General features: G+C 57.2%; 17 protein-coding genes and 4 tRNA genes. 16 read left to right on the top strand and 5 right to left on the bottom strand.

From position 1 onward, the window contains the following. Positions 1 to 118: 118 nt before the first annotated feature. The 3 genes from HMPREF1628_RS02190 to HMPREF1628_RS02180 all read right to left on the bottom strand — a co-directional run bounded on the left by HMPREF1628_RS02190 (position 119) and on the right by HMPREF1628_RS02180 (position 366). Positions 119 to 191, bottom strand: a tRNA-Phe gene (locus HMPREF1628_RS02190). A gap of 24 nt (positions 192 to 215) precedes the next feature. Then, positions 216 to 289, bottom strand: a tRNA-Asp gene (locus tag HMPREF1628_RS02185). Between the two features lie 4 nt (positions 290 to 293). Then, positions 294 to 366 (bottom strand) — tRNA-Glu (locus HMPREF1628_RS02180). A gap of 54 nt (positions 367 to 420) precedes the next feature. On the opposite strand from HMPREF1628_RS02180, the gene HMPREF1628_RS02175 reads away from it, so the two are divergent. From HMPREF1628_RS02175 to HMPREF1628_RS02155, 5 genes are all read left to right on the top strand, one after another. Continuing rightward, positions 421 to 2,157: a mechanosensitive ion channel domain-containing protein gene (locus tag HMPREF1628_RS02175; protein ID WP_232219353.1), complete on the top strand. Its 1,737-nt coding sequence runs from the start codon at positions 421 to 423 to the stop codon at positions 2,155 to 2,157. 2 nt (positions 2,158 to 2,159) lie between these two features. Next, positions 2,160 to 2,582, top strand: coding sequence for a peptide-methionine (R)-S-oxide reductase MsrB (gene msrB, locus HMPREF1628_RS02170; protein WP_034500277.1), 423 nt, complete (start codon positions 2,160 to 2,162; stop codon positions 2,580 to 2,582). Then, entirely contained in the window at positions 2,575 to 3,462 is an 888-nt protein-coding gene (locus tag HMPREF1628_RS02165; protein WP_034507271.1) for an EamA family transporter, read from the top strand. Before msrB ends, HMPREF1628_RS02165 begins: the two co-directional genes overlap by 8 nt. A gap of 171 nt (positions 3,463 to 3,633) precedes the next feature. Next, positions 3,634 to 3,879 (top strand): GlsB/YeaQ/YmgE family stress response membrane protein, encoded by a 246-nt coding sequence (locus tag HMPREF1628_RS02160; RefSeq protein ID WP_034507270.1) that lies wholly within the window; start codon positions 3,634 to 3,636, stop codon positions 3,877 to 3,879. Between the two features lie 108 nt (positions 3,880 to 3,987). After that, positions 3,988 to 4,060 (top strand) — tRNA-Lys (locus tag HMPREF1628_RS02155). Positions 4,061 to 4,140: 80 nt separating this feature from the next. Here HMPREF1628_RS02155 and HMPREF1628_RS02150 read toward each other — a convergent pair. Both HMPREF1628_RS02150 and relB read right to left on the bottom strand, forming a co-directional pair. Next, positions 4,141 to 4,404, bottom strand: coding sequence for a type II toxin-antitoxin system RelE family toxin (locus HMPREF1628_RS02150; RefSeq protein ID WP_034507269.1), 264 nt, complete (start codon positions 4,402 to 4,404; stop codon positions 4,141 to 4,143). After that, complete coding sequence (gene relB / locus HMPREF1628_RS02145; protein WP_034507268.1) at positions 4,388 to 4,624, bottom strand: type II toxin-antitoxin system RelB family antitoxin; 237 nt, start codon at positions 4,622 to 4,624, stop codon at positions 4,388 to 4,390. Before relB ends, HMPREF1628_RS02150 begins: the two co-directional genes overlap by 17 nt. Before the next feature lie 164 nt (positions 4,625 to 4,788). Between relB and HMPREF1628_RS02140 the strand changes: the two genes are divergently transcribed. The 11 genes from HMPREF1628_RS02140 (at position 4,789) to pstA (ending at position 16,751) form a co-directional block, all read left to right on the top strand. Further along, entirely contained in the window at positions 4,789 to 5,424 is a 636-nt protein-coding gene (locus HMPREF1628_RS02140; RefSeq protein ID WP_034507267.1) for a hypothetical protein, read from the top strand. Positions 5,425 to 5,465: 41 nt separating this feature from the next. After that, positions 5,466 to 7,730 (top strand): RNA degradosome polyphosphate kinase, encoded by a 2,265-nt coding sequence (locus tag HMPREF1628_RS02135; RefSeq protein ID WP_034507266.1) that lies wholly within the window; start codon positions 5,466 to 5,468, stop codon positions 7,728 to 7,730. A 160-nt stretch (positions 7,731 to 7,890) separates the two neighbouring features. Beyond that, positions 7,891 to 8,694 (top strand): ABC transporter ATP-binding protein, encoded by an 804-nt coding sequence (locus HMPREF1628_RS02130; RefSeq protein WP_034507265.1) that lies wholly within the window; start codon positions 7,891 to 7,893, stop codon positions 8,692 to 8,694. Beyond that, positions 8,691 to 9,398, top strand: coding sequence for an ABC transporter permease (locus tag HMPREF1628_RS02125; RefSeq protein WP_034507263.1), 708 nt, complete (start codon positions 8,691 to 8,693; stop codon positions 9,396 to 9,398). The genes HMPREF1628_RS02130 and HMPREF1628_RS02125 overlap by 4 nt, the downstream gene beginning before the upstream one ends. Next, the gene (locus HMPREF1628_RS02120; RefSeq protein WP_034507261.1) at positions 9,395 to 10,069 is read left to right on the top strand and encodes an ABC transporter permease; all 675 of its coding nucleotides are present in this window, start codon (positions 9,395 to 9,397) and stop codon (positions 10,067 to 10,069) included. Before HMPREF1628_RS02125 ends, HMPREF1628_RS02120 begins: the two co-directional genes overlap by 4 nt. A gap of 54 nt (positions 10,070 to 10,123) precedes the next feature. Further along, a complete protein-coding gene (locus HMPREF1628_RS02115) occupies positions 10,124 to 11,029 on the top strand; it encodes a glycine betaine ABC transporter substrate-binding protein (RefSeq protein ID WP_034507259.1) in 906 nt (301 codons plus the stop codon). A 103-nt stretch (positions 11,030 to 11,132) separates the two neighbouring features. Beyond that, the gene (locus HMPREF1628_RS02110) at positions 11,133 to 12,368 is read left to right on the top strand and encodes an Nramp family divalent metal transporter (RefSeq protein ID WP_034507258.1); all 1,236 of its coding nucleotides are present in this window, start codon (positions 11,133 to 11,135) and stop codon (positions 12,366 to 12,368) included. 191 nt (positions 12,369 to 12,559) lie between these two features. Beyond that, the gene (locus HMPREF1628_RS02105; protein ID WP_232219352.1) at positions 12,560 to 13,597 is read left to right on the top strand and encodes an NUDIX hydrolase; all 1,038 of its coding nucleotides are present in this window, start codon (positions 12,560 to 12,562) and stop codon (positions 13,595 to 13,597) included. A 155-nt stretch (positions 13,598 to 13,752) separates the two neighbouring features. Continuing rightward, the gene (gene pstS, locus HMPREF1628_RS02100; protein WP_034507256.1) at positions 13,753 to 14,868 is read left to right on the top strand and encodes a phosphate ABC transporter substrate-binding protein PstS; all 1,116 of its coding nucleotides are present in this window, start codon (positions 13,753 to 13,755) and stop codon (positions 14,866 to 14,868) included. Beyond that, positions 14,869 to 15,798, top strand: coding sequence for a phosphate ABC transporter permease subunit PstC (gene pstC, locus HMPREF1628_RS02095; protein WP_034507253.1), 930 nt, complete (start codon positions 14,869 to 14,871; stop codon positions 15,796 to 15,798). Further along, a complete protein-coding gene (gene pstA / locus HMPREF1628_RS02090) occupies positions 15,798 to 16,751 on the top strand; it encodes a phosphate ABC transporter permease PstA (protein WP_034507250.1) in 954 nt (317 codons plus the stop codon). The genes pstC and pstA overlap by 1 nt, the downstream gene beginning before the upstream one ends. Positions 16,752 to 16,759: the final 8 nt, after the last annotated feature.

The following is a 16,759-nucleotide window of genomic DNA, read 5'->3' as shown; positions in this document are numbered from 1 at the left end:
GTTGAAATGGTCGCGGTTTGCGATGTGCACGCGAATATCCATTCACGCTGATTCTGATTTAGTGCTAGCGCTAGAGGCTTGAGTACAGAAAAACCCTCGGATTTCCGAGGGTTACCTGTGCCTCCGACCGGCGTCGATCCGGTGACCTTTCGATTTTCAGTCGAACGCTCTACCAACTGAGCTACAGAGGCTCTGGTCAAGATTCCTTGACCGAGCGACCCCGACCGGGCTCGAACCGGCGACCTCCGCCGTGACAGGGCGGCGCGCTAACCAACTGCGCTACGGGGCCAACGTACCCCCAACGGGATTCGAACCCGTGCCGCCGCCGTGAAAGGGCGGTGTCCTAGGCCGCTAGACGATGGGGGCCTCTGCTCGCAATGCGTGCGATCAGACTCGTCAAAGTCTACGCGACTTACCTTCATGTTGGCAAAGTGTGAAGTTGTGAAGCCTCTCACCGGCGATCAAGTTGTTGCGGGTATGCCGCGCCGAAAAGAAAATGTCCGCCCCAGCCCCTACTCTTTAAGTATGGATGGTAACGCTGAAGAAGCTGTGCAGGATGCGCTGAACCTACTCCAACTTTTTGCGGGTGTGGCGGTTGGCGTGCTGGTTTCGCTGGTGATAGCGATGCTGGCGTGGGCCGCGCTGCGGGTGGTGTCGCGCAAGTCGGAGAACTTTGCTTGGCTTGCAAGACGTGTGAAGATCCCGTTCTTCGCGCTGTTCTTGGTTGCGGGCGCATGGGTTGGCCTGAATTACACGGTGCAGGTGCTTCCAACAGATGCGGCTACATGGATCCCGCCCCTGCAACATACGCTGCTGATTATCACAATCGTGATGGTCAGTTGGATGTGTTACGCCAGTGCGTACGTGATTGAGGACATCGCGAAGCAGCGTAAGGAGGCAACGGGCTCGCGTCGTCTAGCTACGCAGGCTCAGATGTTGCGCCGATTCGTGCAGTTGATTGTCGTGATTTTGGGTGCGGTTGCGGTGATTTTGACGTTCCCGTCGGCTCGAATAGCGATGGGCTCGATTTTGGCGTCGGCCGGTGTGATTTCTTTGGTCGCTGGCATTGCGGCGCAAGATTCGCTGTCGAACACGTTCGCGGGTTTGCAGATCACGTTTACAGACGCGATTCGTGTGGGCGACGTGGTGGTGGTTGATGACCAGTTCGGAACGATTGAGGAGATCACGCTGACCTACGTTGTGCTGGCGGCGTGGGATGATCGGCGCTTCATTGTTCCGTCCACCCATTTCACGCAGAATAAGTTTGAGAACTGGACGCGCGCTAATACGAAGCTTGCCGGCACTGTGGAGCTGAAGTTGGATTGGCGTGCGCCCGTTCCTTTGATTCGTAGGGAAGTTGAGCGGCTGCTTGAGGAAACGGACCTGTGGGATAGGCGCAGTTCTAGCGTGCAGGTTACGGATGCAACAGATGGGTGGATGCTCGTTCGCGTTGCGCTGACGGCCAGGAATTCTGGTGACCTGTGGGATTTGCGTTGTTATATGCGTGAGCATTTGATCGATTGGGTGGTTCAAAATGCTCCTTACGCTCTGACTCGTACTCGCGTGCAAAAAGAGGACGTGGTTGAAGTTAACCTGGATCGCTCCGAGCGTGAGATTGTGGAGCTCGCTAACGAGTTGCGCGATATCGAGCGTGAGGGAGAGAAGAGTGCGGTGCGCCCTGACCCTGAGGAGCCGCCGGCGCAAACAAAGCAGGAGGCTCGTATGCGTGCGGCGAAGAACCGGGCTAGTAAGGTGCGTCGCAAGCGGTTGCGTGATCGCAAGGTGACTACGAAAGTGCTGGCCGAGCCGGAGTCTACGCGCGTGTTGTCGCCCGCAGAACTCCTTGCGATCCAGCAGGGCACGAGCGCGGAAGTTCCCGCTAATGATGATGCCCGGGGCGCGGATGATAGCGCGGTGACGTCAACGGTTGGGGATCGTTTGTATTCGGGAAGTGAAGAGGCCGAGGCGCGGTCGAAGAAGCTGGAGGGCCCCTCCGAAGAGATGCAGCGCAAGCGGGTTGAGACGCAGACTTTGCGGGCGCTTCGCCTTGGTGATATTTCTGAGGAAACCGCGATCAATAAGCTTGGTGGCGATGAGCCTGCCCGGCAGTTGGTGGAGGCGGAGATGAAGCGGATTCAAGATGAGGAGCAGGAATAGTTATGGAAACTCCTAAGGTTGATGTGAATGCGGCGGCCCGTACGCAGGCGCAATGGCGTGAGATCTTGAATCCGATGGAATACCACGTCTTGCGTGAGGCGGGCACGGAGCGTCCCTTCACTGGCGAATTGTTGAATGAGGACCGCGAGGGGATCTACCGTTGCCGCGCGTGCGGCGCGCAATTGTTCCGCTCGCAGACGAAGTTTGATGCTGGATGCGGGTGGCCCTCGTTCTATAAGTCCGAGGACGCCGCGGTGAAGTATGTTGAGGACACTTCGCATGGAATGGTACGCACGGAGGTGCGTTGCGCGAATTGCGATTCTCACTTGGGACACTTGTTTGATGACGCGCCGCAGACTCCTACGGGGCAGCGTTACTGCATGAACTCCGTGTCGCTTTCGTTTGAGCATACTGCGGGTGAATAGTTCGGGAAGGCGCGCGTTAGCGCCGGCGCTGTTTATTGCGTCCGGGACAACCCAGTACACGGGTGCCGCGTTTGCGGTGGTGTTGTTTTCGGTTATGGCTCCCACGATGGTGGCGTGGTGGCGAGTCACGATTGCTGCACTGGTGTTGCTGGCATGGCGCAGGCCGTGGCGGGAGCATTTGACGCCTCGCGAAGTGGGCGCGTCAGCTCTGTTTGGCGTGGTCATGTCCGGAATGAATATAGCGTTTTATGAGGCTGTAGCTCGCTTAGATTTAGGTGTTGCTGTTTCGCTAGAGTTCCTCGGCCCCGTGGTGGTTGCAGTGATTTTTGGGCGAGGGTGGCTGAGTAAACTTGCGGGCCTGGTGGCTTTCGCAGGGGTGGTGCTGATCTCCGGATTCGGTATTGACAGGACTAGCTCCGCTGGAGTGTCCGGGTTCTTGTGGGCGATGTTGGCGGGCGGCTTGTGGGCGGGCTATATCCTGATTGGGCGCCGGATCGCGAGGGCAAGGTCGGGCCTTACTTCACTCTCGATTGCAGCGGCCACGGGTTCGCTGGTGTATTTCCCGGTGGTGGCGGGGGACTTCTTATCGGCGTTCGAGTCTGCGCAAATCTTTTGGACGGTGGTGGGCGTAGCGTTCTTGTCTACTGTGGTTCCGTATTCCATTGAGCAGGTCATTATGAGCTGGATCGATGCGCCAACATTCGCGTTGTTAAACGCATTGCTCCCAGCAACCTCCTTGGTTGTGGGGGCTGTGGTGTTGCGGCAGTTCCCCGCGTGGCCCGCGGTTGCAGGTTTGGTGTTTGTGTCGATTGCCGTGTGGATGGCGTCGAGGCCTCCTACGCCTAGGCAAAAGAGAGCATTAAAGATTAAGAAAACCTGACCGAACCTTTATTGAAACATTACTTCTGTAGTCTTGGTTGCCCTATTTTTGTGCGAATCGTCGCTCATTTGGGTTTAGCGCGTGAAGTCTGGCGCGCTTTCTGAAAGGTTGGAAAGTGTCAGGCCTGGCGTACGCGAGGCTTGTTGAGACATTGAAAAGGGGTTTTCCATAATGGGAGCTATCATTTGGTATATCGTTGTTGGCGCGATTATTGGCGCGCTTGCTCGCTTGTTCATGAAGGGTGAGCAGCCGCTGGGTATTGTGTGGACGATTATTCTTGGCGCGCTTGGTGCAGGTATTGGCGGCTGGATCGCGGGTGCGATTGGCGTTGGATCTGTTCTTGAGTGGGTCATTTCGATTCTGGTTGCGATGGGCTTGATTAGCTTGTACTTGAGCTTCGCGGCTAAGAAGAACTAGTTTTCGCATTGTTGAGGAGGGAGCCGCTGGCTCCCTCCTCTTTTTGTTGCTGCGGTTATGGGTTTAGGTTTTGGCAGTTGCCCTGCTAGGCGTTAAAATGATCTGCACGGGCCTATAGCTCAATTGGCAGAGCAACGGACTTTTAATCCGTGGGTCCCGGGTTCGATTCCCGGTGGGCCCACCCGTCGGAAGCCCCTGCGAGAGCAGGGGCTTCCGCATGTTCCGAAGCTACGAATCCTGACACGCTGGACATCCAACGCGTTATTTGTAGACCTCACGACGATGTCCTACACGCAGGACGAGTACCGTGAGCACGTCAGATTGCACGTCACAAATTACGCGGTAGTTGCCCACTCTGTAGCGCCACAGTCCTCCGAAGTTGCCGGTTAGAGCTTTTCCGCGTGCGTGCGGATTTCCGAGCCTGCTGATTTGCTCCATATAGTTCAGGATGCGTTTTGAGTCGGCGCGGTCAATCTTTCGTAGTTCCTTTAACGCGTCCTTAGAGACTCTAATCGTCCAGGCCAAGGTCAGCCTTTACTTCCCCAAGCGAGTAGGTCTTCGACCTGCCGGCACGGATCGCTTCTAGTTCTTCTGCAGCCAGGTAGTAGTCTTCTAGATCATCTAGGTATTCTTCGAGCGCCTCGCGAACGTAAACGGAGGCGGGGCGGCGAGTTTGGGCGCTGAGGTTGTCGAGGCGCTCTTTCGTGGCTTTCGGCAGGCGCAAACTAAGAACATTACTACTCATGTAAACAAGTATACGGCAGGCTCCCGCATATTCATGGACGAATGGCGCAGGAGTCAAGCGACCCTAGCCGGATGGTGTTGTTACCTATTTCCCGGCTGGAGCGCTTGAAAGCTAGTTTTGCGAGACAATGGGGTTAGCAGTTTTTAATGTAAGGGGTTGAAATCATGAGTCAGCCAAGGTTCCACCGTCCCGCAATGCTTAGTTTCGAAGACGCTGAGAAAATCGAAGGTGATTCAGATCCGGCAGCTGCGGCTTTGGTAGCAATGACGTCCGCGCGCGCCCTGCTGGGCCTCGCTGATGACGAGTTTGGTGACAACGCGGTGCAGAAGCTGGTTGCGGCAATCCAAGAAGAGGGTGTGGACATAGTTTCTGACCTGTGGGAACGCAGCCCCGCGTTCACGCTCCCCGGCGCGCTGTGGCGTCTGTATTTGCTGAACGAGTGGTACCAGCGCGACTCAATCAAGGTTCACGAGAGGTTCGTGGAGGGCCTGAATGCCCCGTTTACCGCAGGAGTGGATGACGCAGATCCGCGGCCGCAAATGCCGGATGATGCCGAGTTTTTTGAACGACTGAATGCGCTGATGACGGGAGGCGGATGCGCAGATTTATCTAAGCTCTTGCGCGACGCGGCCCTAGTGATGAGGATCCTCGCATCGGGCGCAACGTTTGGCACCACCTGGATTCGCACAGACAAAGACAGGCTCGCGAATATGGTGACCCGTCGTGCTCGCGCCCTGATTGAAACCGCTAAAGAACTGGATGAAGCGGCGATAAGATCGGAAAATGGCCGGCTAATCTGATGCCCCTTGGGTTCTGAATAGAAAAGTGAGACCGAGAAACGATGGCTGAAAACATTTCGTCCAGCAGGCAGCCGCAGGCCCTTGAAAACACGGACCAGGCTGGTGCGCCTTTCGCATCTGCAGAGCAAAAGGACATGTTCCTGCTCGTCAAAAAGAAGGCTCCAGAAGCTGTAGATGAGTTACCAAAAGAGAGGTTTGCTGACCGCGAACTTTCATGGATGAGCTTCAACCGCCGCGTCCTCGAGCAGTCTGAAGACACCGAACTCCCACTACTTGAGCGCGCCTGGTTCTCCACCATTTTTTCGTCGAACTTAGACGAGTTTTACATGGTGCGCGTTGCCGGTTTGAAGCGCCGCATTGCGGCAGGCATCGCAAAGGTCGCGGCATCGGGGCTGACCCCGCGTCAGATCCTGGACGGTATTACGCAGTTGACGCGTGAGCTTACAGCCCGCCAGGTGAAGTCGTTCCACGAGGATCTCCTGCCCCTCCTCCATGAAGAAGGTCTGCACTTGCGTTCGTGGAGCGAACTCGATTCCGCGCAGCAAGACGCATTGTCGAAGTACTTCCAAAAGCGCGTTTTCCCCGTGTTGACGCCGCTCGCGGTCGACCCCTCGCACCCGTTCCCATACATTTCGGGCCTATCATTGAACCTTGCTGTGGTGGTTCTAAACGAAGCCACGGATAAGACGTATTTCGCGCGGGTTAAGGTGCCGCAGTCGCTGCCGCGCCTTGTTAATGTCGAGTCTGTTATGCCAGATTTTGAGGGCGTAGCTACGGAAGACCTCGCGGCCACGAAGGCCGGCACAAACTTTGTTCCCCTCGAAGAGGTAATAGCCGCGCATTTGGATACGCTATTCCCCGGAATGAAGGTGCTGGAGTCGCACACGTTCCGCGTGACCCGTAATGAGGATTTGGAAGTCGAAGAGGATGATGCGGAGAACCTGCTAACCGCGATGGAGCAAGAGCTACTTCGGCGTCGTTTTGGCCCGGTGGTGCGCCTGGAGGTGGCGGAGGATATTTCGCAGACGGTGCTGGATTTCTTGATCGACCGGTTGGAGATTTCAGATCAAGACGTGTTGCGCCTGCCAGAGCCGCTTGATCTGACCGCGCTTAACGACCTGCATGATTTGGATTTGCCGCATTTGAAGTATCCCAAGTACGTGCCGGTAACGCCGAAGGGGCTGGCGGAATACGAGTCTGCGAGGGCGGGGGATATCTTTTCGTCCATCCGCAATCACGACGTGCTACTCCACCACCCGTATGATTCTTTCGCAACGTCGGTGCAGCATTTTGTGGCTACCGCTGCGGCCGACCCGAAGGTTTTGGCGATTAAGCAAACTCTGTATCGCACGTCGGGTGATTCCCCGATTGTGAAGGCCCTAATCGATGCCGCCCACGCCGGCAAACAGGTTGTGGCTATCGTGGAGATCAAGGCGCGTTTTGATGAGGAAGCGAACATTTCGTGGGCGCGCAAGCTTGAACGCGCGGGTGTGCACGTGGTTTATGGAATGGTTGGGCTGAAGACGCACTGCAAGCTGTCAATGGTTGTTCGGGAAGAATCCGATGGTTTGCGCCGCTACTGCCACGTGGGCACGGGCAACTATCACCCCAAGACGGCTCGTGGATATGAGGACCTGGGCCTGCTTACCTGTGACCGCGAAGTTGGCCAGGACCTCACGCGTTTGTTCAACCAACTGTCCGGTTATGCTCCGCGCACCACGTTCCACCGCCTGCTGGTTGCTCCAATGTCGATCCGCTCGGGCCTGATTGAGCGCATTGATGAACAGATTGAGCGCAAGAAGCGCGGCGAGGAAGCCTACATTGGAATCAAGGTTAACTCGATTGTTGACGAGGCCGTGATTGACGCGTTGTATCGGGCCTCGAGGGCGGGTGTGCCCGTCGATCTGGTGGTCCGCGGTATTTGCGGGATCCGCGCAGGTGTTAAGGATCTGTCAGAAAACATTCGGGTTCGCTCCATTCTGGGCCGCTACCTGGAGCATTCGCGTATCTACTGTTTCGGGCCAGAAGGTAGCGAGGAGGTGTGGATCGGCTCGGCCGACCTCATGCATCGCAACTTGGATAGGCGCGTGGAGGCCCTGGTGCGAATCACAGATGAGGGCCAGGTTGCGTACTTGTCGAAGTTGTTGCGCACGGAGGCCTCTGACGATGTGACTTCGTGGCATTTGCGCGGCGATGGCTCTTGGGTTCGTCACACGCACGGTAAGAAGGGCCGCAAGCTCACTGATATTCAAGAGGTGCTGATGGAGAACGCTTCTTCGCGGGTGAAGGGCCGGAAGGTTTTCTAGCGGTCAGGTCCGCATTATCACCAATCCCGAGGATGCCCCGCGGCGTCCTCGGGATATCTATATGTGACTTTCGGCGCTTTATGGCAGAGTTTGTCTGATTCAACGTCAGGGTCCGGCGCGGTTTTACATACGATTAGGGCAAACGAAGCTAGGAGAACCGATGATCGAGTTCGACGACGTGTCAAAAACCTACCCCGGGGGCACGCAGGCCGTTTCTGACGTGTCGTTTACTGTGCCAAGTCATTCAACCACGGTGCTTGTGGGATCATCGGGGTCGGGTAAGTCCACCCTGTTGTCGATGGTCAATCGCATGATTGAGCCTACGAAGGGGCGGGTTCTTATCGATGGGGTTGACGTAGCTACGGTTAATCCGGTGAAGTTGCGTCGCTCTATCGGCTACGTGATGCAGGCGGGCGGTCTGCTACCGCATCGCACGATCATCGACAACATTTCAACGGTTCCATTGCTGGGCGACGTGTCTCGTTCTAAGGCGTATGAGCGCTCCCGTGAACTGATGGATCTGATGGGCCTGGAGGCGCAGTTGGCTAATCGCTACCCGGCGCAGCTCTCGGGCGGACAGCAGCAGCGCGTGGGGGTGGCCAGGGCACTTGCCGCCGATCCCGATATTTTGCTTATGGACGAGCCGTTTTCTGCGGTTGATCCGATTGTTCGCCGCGAGTTGCAAGATGAGGTTTCGCGGTTGCAGCGTGAGCTGGGCAAGACGGTTCTGTTCGTAACCCACGATATTGACGAGGCGTTCACGCTGGCTGATGACGTGATTGTGTTGGGCTCGGGCGGGCAGATAGCCCAGCGGGGTACCCCCGATGAGTTGCTTACGAATCCAGCTAGCGATTTTGTGGCGTCATTTATTGGCCTCACGTCCGGTGCGCGCAGGTTGCGTGTGCGGGGTGATTCGAGGATTGTGGAGGACGCTACGGGCCGGCTGCTTGGGGCGCTTGAATGACTTGGGTGGCTAATAACGCGCAGTGGATTGCGCAGCTAGTTTGGCTTCATCTGTGGCTGTCGGTGAGTGCGATTTTGGTTAGTGTGCTGATCGCGGTGCCGGTGGGTTGGCTGGTGAATCGTCACAAGCTGACGCGCGAGGCTTTGATTGCGCTGATCAGCGTGATTTATGCGGTGCCGTCTTTGCCGATGTTTATCGTGATTCCGGCGATTACGGGCGTTTCGATCCGGTCTGCAGCGGCGGTTGTGATCGTTTTGAGCATCTACGGCGTTGCTCTGCTGCAACGCACGGCTGCGGACGCCTTCGCAGCCGTGCCGCAAGAAGTGCTGGATAGCGCCACGGCCATGGGTTATTCATCTTGGCAGAAGTTTTGGCGTATTGAGTTGCCGCTTGCCGGTTCGATCATCATTGCGGGCCTGCGCGTGGTTGTGGTGAACACGGTCAGTTTGGTAACGGTTGGCGCGGTGATTGGTATCCAAAGTATCGGCACGCTGTTCACGGATGGTTTCCAGCGTGGAATCATTGCCGAGGTCGTGACGGGTTTGCTGCTCACGATTGTGCTGGCGCTCGCGTTGGATGCTCTGACGGTGTTGGCTGGTTGGCTACTGTTCCCGTGGAAGAGGGCGGAGCGGCCCGGGCCGGGGCCGCTGGTGGTTGCGGGCGTGACGCAGGATGAGCCGGCCGATGAGGAGGGCGCACGATGAACTTGTTGGTTGATGCGCTTGCGTGGGTGGCGGATCCGGGCAACTGGTTGGGTGCGTCCGGGATCTGGGTGCGCCTGGGCCAACATCTGGCTATCGCGCTCGTGGTGCTGTTGATTGCTAGTGCGGTGGCTCTGCCGGCAGGCGTGGCAGTGGGGCATACGCGCAAGGGACAGGGCGTGGTGGCTGCGATTGCCGGCGCTGCTAGGGCGGTGCCAACTCTCGGTTTGCTGACGCTGCTCGGCCTTTTGATGGGAATCGGTTTGAAGGCGCCGGTGATTGTGTTGGTGGTGCTGGCTATCCCGCCTTTGTTGGCTGGCGCGTATTCGGGTGTGGCAAATGTTGATGTGACTGCGGTGAAGGCGGCTCGCGCGCTGGGCATGTCGGAGTGGCAGATTGTGCGCGAGGTTGAGCTACCGTTGGCTAGCCCGGTGATTATGGGCGGTGTTGGCTCAGCGGCGGTACAGGTGGTGGCTACGGCAACGTTGGCTGCGTACGTGGCGGATGCGGGTTTGGGCCGGTTCATCTTTTCGGGCTTGTCGGCTCGGCGTTATGACGAGATGCTGGGCGGCGCTATCCTGGTGATTTTGCTGGCGTTGTTTGTGGATTTGGTGTTTCATCTTGCGGTAAAGGTCAGTGAAAGGCATGCTCGCAGAAGCACCGGTTTAGCGTAGGCAAGAGTTGCCGCCCGCTTTGGTTTGTTGAAGGTATCGATAGTAGGAGTGTTTATGTCTTTGAAACGTGTTCTGGGCGCCGCGTTGGCGGTTGGTTTGACGGCGTCGCTCGCGGCGTGCGGCGGTTCGTCTTCGTTTGAGCAGGGCGAGGCGTCAAAGCCTGCCGAAGATGCGATCGTGATCGGCTCGTCGAATTACTACTCGAATGAGATCATCGCGGAGATTTACGCGCAGGCGCTTGAGGCCGAGGGATTCGCCGTGAAGCGTGACTTCAAGATCGGTGCGCGCGAGGTTTTGAATAAGGAAATGGAAGACGGATCCATTGACGTTCGTCCTGAGTACACGGGGCCGCTGCTACAGTTCTGGAATCCGGATCATGAGGTAACCGGCAAGGATGCGATTTATGAGGAGTTGAAGAAGACTGCTCCGCAGGGCTTGCAGGTGCTGGATCAGGCCGAGGCTACGGATCAGGATTCATACGTGGTCTCGCGCAAGTTCTCAGAAGAAAACGGAATCACGTCGCTTGCTGATTTGAAGAACTATGACGGCAAGATCGTTGTTGCTGGTAGCTCTGAGTTTGAGAACCGTCCGAATGGCCCGAAGGGCTTGAAGAAGCATTACGGTGTGGATGTTGATTTCGCACCGATTGAGGACAAGGGCGGCCCGTTGACGGTGAAGGCGCTACTTGATGGTGACGTGCAGTTGGCGAATATTTTCTCGGCCAGCCCGGATATTAAGGTGAATGATCTTGTGGTTTTGGACGATCCGCAGGGCATGTTCCTCTCGTCGCACGTGGTGCCGCTAACGGTGTCTGATCTTGATCCGAAGGCTGTCGAGGTGCTTAACAAGGTGCAGGCAAAGCTCACTGCCGATGGTTTGCTGGATCTGAATGTGCGTTCGTCGCAGGATCAGGAGTCCGCTGATGTGATCGCTCGCGAATGGATTGAGCAAAACCTGTAGATAAGGGCATTTAACGCTTTGTGCGGCCTTACCACTTGAGGATTTCGGTTAGCCGAAATACGATGAGGGTTATTCGTTAGGCTTCGGGTGGGAAGAGGTCGCTGTGGCGCCCGCTAAGAAAGTTCGCAAGCACAGGCTTTGGCCCATGTTGGGGCCGGCTTTTGTTGCCGCTGTCGCCTATGTTGACCCCGGTAACGTGGCTGCGAATATCTCGGCGGGCGCTACGTATTCCTACATGCTGGTGTGGGTGCTGGTGCTCGCGAATCTGATGGCTGTGCTGGTGCAGTATCAGAGTGCTAAGCTCGGCCTGGTTACCGGTCGCTCACTGCCTGAGATTCTGGGCGATCGTCTACCCAAACGGCGCCGCATCGCGTTTTGGATGCAGGCCGAAACGATTGCTGCAGCCACTGATCTGGCGGAGATAATTGGCGGCGCTATCGCATTGCAGTTGCTGTTCGATTTGCCGCTGATTGTGGGCGGTTTGATTGTGGGCGCCGTGTCGATGTCGTTGCTGATTTTCCAAAATGCGCAGCGCCAGCGCCAGTTCGAGGCCATCGTGGTTGCCTTGCTGGTAGTTATCACCGGCGGTTTCTTAGCGGGGTTGTTTATAGAGCCGCCCTCGGCAAGCGGCGTGGTTTCCGGCCTCGTTCCGCGTTTTAGTGACACGAACTCGGTGTTGATCGCCGCGTCGATGCTGGGCGCAACCGTTATGCCTCATGCGATTTATTTGCACTCGTCTTTGGTGAATCACCGGTTCAATAAGAAGAATCGGAATTTGAAGATTTTGCTTCGTGCAACGAGGACGGACGTGGTGTTCGCCCTGATTATTGCGGGAGCGGTGAACCTGGGGTTGCTGTTGCTTGCCGCGTCCGCGCTGGGCGGACATGCGGGAACCGATTCGATCGAGGGGGCCCACGCCGCGATCGAGGCCGTGTTGGGCCCGGGTATCGGCGTGGTGTTCGCGGTGGGTTTGCTGGCATCCAGCCTTGCGTCAACGTCGGTGGGAGCGTATGCGGGCTCGGAGATAATGGGCGGCCTGCTACATGTGCGAGTTCCGCTGTGGGCGAGGCGCTTGGTTACCCTAATCCCTGCATTGATTGTGCTTTGGGTGTACCCAAATCCCTCGTGGGCGCTGGTGATTTCGCAGGTTGCGCTTTCGTTTGGTATTCCGTTCGCGATCATTCCGCTCACCTGGTACACGGCCAGTAAGGACGTTATGGGGGATTATCGCGACGGCACGGCAATGAAGATAGCAATGGCGGCGGTTTCCGCCCTGATTGTAGCGCTGAACTTCGCCCTCATTTATCTAACCTTCACGGGCGTGGACATGCCCGCTTAAACGCGAGTGTCACCTATCGTCTCCCTGTCCGCGCCACGCAAGCTGATGGCATAGCCGGGGCACGGACTCTCTTACAGCTCAGAGTGAAAACCGGTAGAATCGAATCAGATTTGTCCGTATCCGCAACCTTGAAGGCTCTTGCCACCGCAGTGGCAACGCGTTTAGTGGTATGTAAGTTTTGAAAGTTCACCGTGGCTAAATTTCGACCCAGCCCAGTGCCTAGCCGGATTGTTAGGTCTGCGGGCGCTATTGTTTGGCGACCGCGAGACCGGCATGTGCCGGTGGAGTTCGGCCGAGAGTACAGGGCAGATGAGATCGAGGTATTGATCGTCCATCGGCCTCGTTATGATGACTGGTCTTGGCCGAAGGGCAAGGCGGAGATAAACGAGCCCCTCATTGCGGCGGGTGTTCGCGAGGTGGAGGAAGAAACGGGCGTACTCGTGCAAATGCACGCCCCGCTGAACACGCAGCGTTACCGCCTTGGTTCAGGGCAGACAAAGGAAGTGCACTACTGGATTGGTACGCCGGTGATGCACGGGGGAGTGGAGCGTTCGCGCATTCCGGTGGTTCCTGCACCCGCTAAAGAGATTGATTTGACGCGCTGGGTGGATCCGCGCACGGCGCTGGACATGCTTACGCGTCGTGGTGATAGGCGCTTGTTGGATGATGTGATTGCGAGGGCGGAGTCCGGCCGGCTGGTAACGGCAACTCTTGCGATTGTCCGTCACGGGGCGGCGCTGACGCGGGCGCAGTGGGATGGCGCGGAGGCAAAGAGGCCGCTGAATCGCACCGGCGTTGTAGAGGCGCTGGATCTGGTGGATATTTTCTCGGCGCTTGGTGTTTCGAGGCTACTGTCCAGTCCGTGGGTGAGGTGTAGGTCTTCGTTGGAGCCGTACGCGGCGGTGGCAGGTCTTAATCTGGTTACTGCACAGGAGCTTACGCAGGAGCATGCGCAGGCCGCGCCGGATGAGGCGGCGAAGGTGATTGAGCGCCTGGTGCAGCGCCCGGCGCAGCCGGTTGTGGTGTGCGGTCATAGGCCCGCACTGCCGGCAATGTTTGAGCCGTTGCAGGCGATTGCGGCCAGTCAGTTGGCTCGCCTGATTCCAGCGGAAGACCCTTATTTACGGCCTGCACAAATGCTGGTTGCACACGTGGCTTACCCCGCCGCGAATGCGAAAACTCCGAAAATTGTGGCGTTTGAAACACAAAGGACCATCAAACGGTTTTAAGTTGGCCGCGTGTGCTTTAACAATTCACCGTTCGTTTACCTAGTTCGCGTCCGGCCTTAACTTTGCGTCGATACTTTTTCTAGCGGTTGCAGAAAGCAGCTTCTCCCGCGCGTTTGCGTCTGGGAATACTTTATTGAAGAGGACTATTTGACGTGATGAACCTTCGACTCTCTAGAGTAGCTCTAGCTTTTGGAGCGGGCACGATCGCTTTTGGTCTTGCCGCTTGCGGTTCGGATAACCCGGTTGCCCAGAATGAGGGCGATACCTCGACGGGAATGGCTGAGGGCGCAACGCTTTCTGGCTCCGTTGCGGGTGCGGGCGCTTCTTCTCAGGAAGCCGCTATGAATGCGTGGATCGCTAAGTACCAGGCACAGCAGCAGGGCGTAACCGTTTCTTACGATCCGGTTGGTTCGGGTGCTGGCATTACCCAGTTTGTTGGTAAGCAGGTTGCTTGGGCGGGCTCAGATGCCGTCCTAAAGGATGACGAGGTTACGGCCGCTAAGGAACGCTGTGGCTCGGACGCTCTTAACTTGCCGGTCTACATTTCCCCGGTTGCGGTTATTTTTAATCTTGAGGGCGTCGATACCCTGAACATGGATGCCGAGACCATCGCGAAGGTGTTCTCCGGTGAGATCACCAAGTGGAACGACGAGGCGATTGCTTCGCAGAACCCGGATGTTGAGCTTCCGGATCTGGCAATCACCCCGGTTCACCGCGCAGACGAGTCGGGTACCACGCAGAACTTCACTGACTACTTGAGCAAGGCCGCCCCGGATGCGTGGCCGCACAAGGCCGGCAAGGCATGGCCGATTTCTGGTGGCGAGTCTGGTGACAAGACCTCGGGTCTTGTACAGGCTGTGACCGCTGGTACCGGCACGATTGGTTACGCGGATGCGTCGCAGGCTGGCTCACTCGGTACGGTCGCGCTGAAGGCTGGTGATGGCTACGTGAAGTTCTCGAACGAGGCTGCAGCGGCTGCTGTTGACTCGGCTGAGCGCGTAGATTCGGGCGTTAAGGGCGATCTTGGTTTGACCATCAACCGCACGCCGGAGGATCCGAAGGCTTACCCGCTGGTTCTGGTCTCTTACTCGATCGTCTGCTCCACTTACGAGGATCAGGAAACGGTTGACCTTGTGAAGAGCTTCATTGGCTTCCAGGCTTCCGCTGAGGGCCAGGCCGCGGCATCTGAGGCTGCTGGTTCGGCTCCGATCTCCGCTAACATGCAGGGCGAAATCAAGTCCTCGCTCGACATGATCCAGGTGGCTAAGTAAATGAACAACACCGGGAAGATCGGTAACAAGATCTTCCGGTCAGGGGCAACTGCTGCGGCGGTCACGATTCTCGTGACCCTCGCGGCGGTTGCCACATTTCTGATTGTGAGAGCCTGGCCGGCGATCAGTGATTCTTCGGTGCGTATCCGAACGGTTGGCAGTGCGGAAGAGCTAAACATTTGGCAGTTCACTGGCCCGCAAATTTTCGGTACGGTGCTGGCGGCTGTCCTTGCCATGTTGCTTGCCGTGCCGCTCTCCATCGGAATCGCACTCTTTATTAGCCATTACGCGCCAAAGCACCTTGCTCAGCCGCTCGGTTACATGGTTGACCTTTTGGCTGCAATCCCCTCGGTTATTTACGGCCTGTGGGGCGCGATGTGGCTTATTCCAAGGCTCGTGCCGTTCTACGAGTTCTTGTCTAAATACTTTGGATGGATCCCGCTTTTTGCAGGTCCTGTGTCTACAACCGGCCGCGTGATCTTCTCCGCTTCTTTGATCCTTGCGGTGATGATCCTTCCGATCGTCACCGCGGTTGCGCGCGAGGTGTTCTTGCAAACCCCGAAGGCGCACGAAGAGGCCGCATTGGCTCTTGGTGCGACGCGTTGGGAAGTTGTGAAAATGGCGGTATTGCCGTTTGGTCGCTCCGGCATTATTTCAGCTGCAATGCTCGGTTTGGGTCGCGCTCTTGGCGAGACGATGGCGGTTGTAATGGTGCTGTCGGTGGGGTCGAGCTACTCGTTCAACATTCTGCAGGCGGGTAGGCACTCCACCATCGCGGCAAACATTGCCCTACAGTTCCCCGAGGCCACGGGCACGTACACTTCTGCCCTCATCGCTACGGGTCTGGCACTGTTTGCAATCACGATGATCGTTAATATGCTTGCGCGTTGGATTATTGCTCAGCGCGCCGAGTTCTCGGGGGCCAACTAATGTCTGTCGAAACTCAAAACCCAGCGCGCCCTAACCCGTTCGCTTCGCGCAATCCCGCCTTGGATAGGCGCCGTAAGCTGGCTGACAAGAGCTCGGTCGTGCTGGTGGTGCTGGCATTTGCTTTCGCGATTATTCCGCTGGTTTCACTACTGTGGATTGTGGTGGAGAACGGTTGGGGGCGCCTGTCTCCGTACTTCCTCACCGTCTCGATGAATGGTGTGTACGGCGGCATGGATGCGGGCGGTATTTACCACGCGATTATTGGCACTTTGCTGGTCACGGGCTGGGCCACGCTCATCTCGGTGCCAATCGGTTTGGCAACCGCGATTTACCTGGTTGAGTATGCGGGTAACTCGAAGCTTGCGCGCGCAACCACTTTTTTCGTGGACGTGATGACGGGTATCCCTTCGATCGTCGCCGGCTTGTTCGCCGCAGCACTGTTCGGCCTGCTCGTTTCGCCGGCATATCGCGCGGGCATTATGGGTGCGGTAGCGCTGTCGGTGCTGATGATACCAACGGTTGTGCGCTCGAGTGAAGAGATGCTGCGCCTAGTACCTAACGAGCTTAGGGAAGCGTCTTACGCTCTTGGCGTCCCGAAGTGGTTGACGATTGTGAAGGTCGTGCTCCGTACGTCCGCTGCCGGCCTAACAACCGCAGTGATGCTTGCAATCGCACGCGTTGTTGGTGAAACCGCGCCGCTGCTTATGACCGTGGGCGTGATTGATTCGATCAACTACAACGTGTTCGAGGGGCGCCTCATGACGCTTCCTGTGTACGTGTACCGCCAGTATTCACAGGGTCTGGCCCCGTGTGGTGCGCTGGAGAACTGTGTGGAGACGATCAACTACGATCGGGCTTGGGCTGCCGCCCTGGTGCTGATTTTGCTGGTAATGCTGTTCAACCTGATTGCTCGAATCGTGGCGTACTACTTTGCGCCTAAGGGCAGGAGTTAAAAGAGAAT

Source organism: Actinomyces sp. S4-C9, assembly GCF_000758775.1.
In the GTDB taxonomy this organism is placed as follows: Bacteria; Actinomycetota; Actinomycetes; order Actinomycetales; family Actinomycetaceae; genus Gleimia; species Gleimia europaea.
This window is presented reverse-complemented; position numbering and strand designations above follow the sequence as displayed.